The sequence below is a fragment of the Allobosea sp. genome (assembly GCF_030695125.1).
Lineage (GTDB): Bacteria > Pseudomonadota > Alphaproteobacteria > Rhizobiales > Beijerinckiaceae > Allobosea.
This window is the reverse complement of the sequence record NZ_JAUYTP010000043.1, coordinates 1-4,065: the sequence shown is the minus strand read 5'-3', so window position 1 is coordinate 4,065 and position 4,065 is coordinate 1. Positions and strand designations below refer to the sequence as shown.

Annotated in this window: 4 protein-coding genes; 3 read left to right on the top strand and 1 reads right to left on the bottom strand. The window is 65.8% G+C overall.

What is annotated here, in order from left to right:
* The first annotated feature begins 239 nt into the window (after positions 1–239).
* The 3 genes from Q8S38_RS16100 to Q8S38_RS16090 are packed head-to-tail and all read left to right on the top strand — an operon-like array spanning position 240 to position 3,261.
* The gene (locus Q8S38_RS16100; protein ID WP_291820981.1) at positions 240–830 is read left to right on the top strand and encodes a GbsR/MarR family transcriptional regulator; all 591 of its coding nucleotides are present in this window, start codon (positions 240–242) and stop codon (positions 828–830) included.
* 5 nt (positions 831–835) lie between these two features.
* A complete protein-coding gene (locus Q8S38_RS16095; protein WP_291820983.1) occupies positions 836–2,245 on the top strand; it encodes a cytochrome ubiquinol oxidase subunit I in 1,410 nt (469 codons plus the stop codon).
* Positions 2,246–2,256: 11 nt separating this feature from the next.
* Positions 2,257–3,261: a cytochrome d ubiquinol oxidase subunit II gene (locus tag Q8S38_RS16090; RefSeq protein ID WP_305681396.1), complete on the top strand. Its 1,005-nt coding sequence runs from the start codon at positions 2,257–2,259 to the stop codon at positions 3,259–3,261.
* 449 nt (positions 3,262–3,710) lie between these two features.
* Here the strand turns inward: Q8S38_RS16090 and Q8S38_RS16085 are convergent.
* Positions 3,711–4,065: DUF411 domain-containing protein (locus tag Q8S38_RS16085; protein WP_305681395.1), on the bottom strand; the 355-nt coding region annotated here is incomplete at its 5' end.

The window sequence follows — 4,065 nt, the reverse complement described above, 5'->3', positions numbered from 1 at the left end:
AGTTCACCGCGCAAAAATCGGCCGGACACTCCGGAGGCCCATTGGGATCGATGATACCGTCTCGCTGTCGCTTGCAAGTCAGCATGCGCGGTGGTTGCTGTTTATACGGCTGTCGATTATCGGCGCCTTAGAGCTCCTTATTGATGTAGCAGTGCCCGCTGAGTCCCGCGACAACAGCGCACATCGCAACGCGGCACGATTTCTCTATTTTCAGGAATGTCTGAAAACTGAGAAACGCCATGAACTTGCCACCGCTCTGCGAAGCCTTCGTCCTGCATTTCGGCGAGATGGGAAGCCGCTGGGGCGTCAACCGCACCGTCGGGCAGATCTACGCCGTGCTGTTCATCGCAGAGACGGCGCTCTGCGCCGATGATCTGGTCGATCGGCTCGGCATCTCCCGCTCCAACGTCTCGATGGGGCTGAAGGAACTGCAGAGCTGGAACCTGGTGCGGCAGCGGCCCGTGGCCGGCGACCGGCGTGACTTCTTCACGACGCCCGACGACATCTACTCGATCGTCCGGACGCTGGTGAACGAGCGCAAGAAGCGCGAGATCGACCCGACGCTCTCGATGCTGCGCGAACTGCTGATGCAAACGCCCGCCAACGCCCAGGAGCAGCACGCCCAGGCGCGCCTCAAGGACATGCACGAGCTGATCGAGCTTCTGACGGCCTGGTATGCCGACATCGAGAAGCTCGAGACCGACCGGCTGATCCAGCTGCTCAGTCTCGGCTCGAAGGTCGCCAAGATCCTCGAGGTCAAGGACCGGATCTTCGCCCTGCCCGGCGGCAAGGGCCGCCAGCCCCTCTCCAGCACACCCAACCGAGGCTAACTTTGATGGACCCGATCGTCCTGGCCCGCATCCAGTTCGGCGCCAACATCTCCTTCCACATCCTGTTTCCGACCATCACCATCGCGCTCGGCTGGGTGTTGCTGTTCTTCAAGCTCGCCTTCAACCGCAGCGGCGACGAGAAGTGGATGAACGCCTATCGCTTCTTCGTGAAGGTCTTCGCCCTGACCTTCGCGCTCGGCGTCGTCTCGGGCATCACAATGAGCTTCCAGTTCGGCACCAACTGGCCGGGCTTCATGAACACGGTCGGCGCCGTCGCCGGTCCGCTTCTGGCCTACGAGGTGCTGACCGCCTTCTTCCTGGAGGCGACCTTCCTCGGCATCATGCTGTTTGGCTTCCGCAAGGTGCCCAACTGGGTCCACACGCTGGCGACCTTCCTCGTTGCCTTCGGCACGACGATGTCGGCCTTCTGGATCATCGTGCTGAACTCCTGGATGCACACGCCCACCGGGTACGAACTGCGCGACGGCGTCGTCCATGCCACCGACTGGGCGGCGATCATCTTCAATCCGTCCATGCCCTACCGGCTCGGCCACATGCTGCTGGCCTCGGGGCTGACCTGCGCCTTCCTGCTGGCCGGTCTCTCGGCCTGGCGCTGGCTGCGCCAGGACCGCGGGCCCGACGTGATGGCGGCCCTGCGCACCGGCGTGATCCTCGGCGCGCTGCTGATCCCGGCACAGATCCTGGTCGGCGACCTGCACGGCCTCAACACGCTGGAACACCAGCCGGCCAAAGTGGCCGCGATGGAGGGCAACTGGGAAACGCGCGGGCATGTGCCGCTGCTGCTCTTCGCGCTGCCCAATGAGAAGGAGCGCCGCAACGACTTCGAGATCGGCGTCCCCGCCGGCGCCAGCCTGATCCTGAAGCACGAGGCCGCCGGCGTGATCCCTGGCCTGAACCAGTTCGTCGCGCCCGACGGAACGAAGCTGCATCCGCCGGTGGCGCCGGTGTTCTTCGGCTTCCGCGTCATGGTCGGCACCGGCATGCTGATGCTGGCGGTCTCCTGGTACGGCGCATGGCGGCTGTGGCGCCGGCGCGAGCCCGGCACCGTCCTCGCCCGGGTGCTGGTCGGCATGACCTTCTCGGGCTGGATCGCGACTCTGGCCGGCTGGTACGTCACCGAGATCGGCCGCCAGCCCTGGCTCGTGACCGGCGTTCTGACCACGGCACAGGCGGCCTCGCAGGTGCCCGCCGGCATGATCGCCAGCACTCTGGTGGCCTATCTCGCGATCTATGTCGCGCTGATCGCGGCCTATGTCTCGGTGCTGTTCCACCTCGCCGGCAAGGGCCTGAAGGCGGTGGCGTCGCCCAGCGGGGCCGGTGTCAGCAAGGCCGGCGGCGCGCCCCGGGGCGGCGGTTACGCCCAGCCTGCCGGCGCGACCGCGCAGGCGAAGTGAGGGAGGCCGTGATGAGCTGGCTCGACGGGCACACCCTGCCCCTGATCTTCGCGGCGCTGATGGGGATTTCGATCCTCGCCTATGTCATCCTCGATGGCTATGACCTCGGCGTGGGGATGCTGATGGCGGGGGTCGACCGGCCCGAGCGCGACCGCATGATCGCGACCATCGGCCCGTTCTGGGACGCCAACGAGACCTGGCTCGTGCTCGGCATCGGCCTGCTTCTGGTCGCCTTCCCGGCCGCGCATGGGCTGGTGCTGCAGGCGCTGTACCTGCCGGTGGCTCTGATGCTGCTCGGGATGACGCTGCGCGGCGTCGCCTTTGAATTCCGCGTCAAGGCGCGCGAGACGCATCAGCGCTGGTGGGACGCAGCCTTCATCTGCGGCTCGCTGCTCACCGCGCTGACACAGGGCTACATGCTGGGCCTCTACATCATGGGCTTCGCGCCAGGCCTTCTGACGCAGCTGTTTGCCGTGGGCGCGGGGCTTGGGCTGGTCGCTGCCTATTGCTTCGTCGGCGCGACCTGGCTGATCGGCAAGACCTCGGGCGAGCTCCAGGCCCGCGCCGTGGTCTGGACCCGGATCACGCTGGTCGCAACCGCGCTGGCCATGGCGGCGGTCTCGATCGCGACGCCGCTGGTCAGCCCGCGCATCTTCGAGCGCTGGTTCTCCTTCCCCAACATCATCGGCCTGGCGCCGATCCCGCTGATGACAAGCGCGCTGTTCCTGGCGCTCTGGGTCTTCCTGAGGCGCATGCCGCGCAGCGACCATTCGCTCGACTTCGTGCCCTTCGCGGGAGCGACCGCCCTGTTCGCACTCGGTTTCCTGGGGCTGGCCTATTCATTCTATCCCTATGTCGTGCCCGAGCGGCTGACGATTTGGGCGGCTGCGAGCGCACCCGAAAGCCTGCTAATCATCCTGATCGGCGCGGCCTGCGTGCTGCCCTTCATCGCCGCCTATACAGCGTTCAGCTACTATGTGTTCCGCGGCAAGGCGACCGAGCTGCGCTATGACTGACGCCGTCATTAGCTCGCGACAGGTCCTTGTCGTGCCTCTTGGGGTTCGATGGGTCCGGCAGCGAGGCCATGGCGGTGCTGACGCTGGTCCTCGCGATGCTCAATGCGGTTGAGATTTAAGGCCTCGCAGTTGCGCCTGTCGAGGCCGGGTTCGGAGCCGAGGCCTGCGGCGGCGCGGGCGGCGGGGCGGTCCCCTCGCGCTGGCGCGGCCGTTCGACCGGCTTGCGCTCGACCACGCGCGGTTTTGGCGGCGGCCTGGCGCGGGGGGCGATGACCTAGAGTTGGACAAGCGCGATTAGCGTGCCGATCGCCGGGTGCCCGCCGCCGATGCCTGCGAGCGCCGGTTCGATATCGCGACCAATGGTCGGAAAGAACCAACAGGCACGGTAAACCGCCTCGGTTCAGATTATTGTCAAAATGAGCCGCGAGGGGTGTCAGTCAAACGGCCGATCAATGCTTGCCATATACGCGGGTCTGACCGTCAGCGCCGATGAGAAGAGTCTCGAATTTCTCTGGCGCGACGCCTGGAACCTCCATTCCCGGCGATCCGACCGGCATGTCGGGGACGGCTAGGCCGAGCGCCACCGGCTTGTCCTTCAACAGCTTGCGAATGTCTGAGGCCGGTACATGACCCTCGACGAAGTAGCCTTCGACAACGGCGGTATGGCAGGACTGGACTTTATCCGGGACACCCGTAACACGCTTGATTGCAGCCATGTCGCTGCTTTCGACGACGCGCGGCGTGAAGCCGGCCTGCTCGAGATGTCGGACCCACGCCTTGCAGCAGCCGCAGGTTGGGCTGAGA

Coding starts and splice junctions, on each gene's coding strand:
- Q8S38_RS16100 (WP_291820981.1), top strand. CDS start 240: ATGAACTTGCCACCGCTCTGCGAAGCCTTCGTCCTGCATTTCGGCGAG.
- Q8S38_RS16090 (WP_305681396.1), top strand. CDS start 2,257: ATGAGCTGGCTCGACGGGCACACCCTGCCCCTGATCTTCGCGGCGCTG.
- Q8S38_RS16095 (WP_291820983.1), top strand. CDS start 836: ATGGACCCGATCGTCCTGGCCCGCATCCAGTTCGGCGCCAACATCTCC.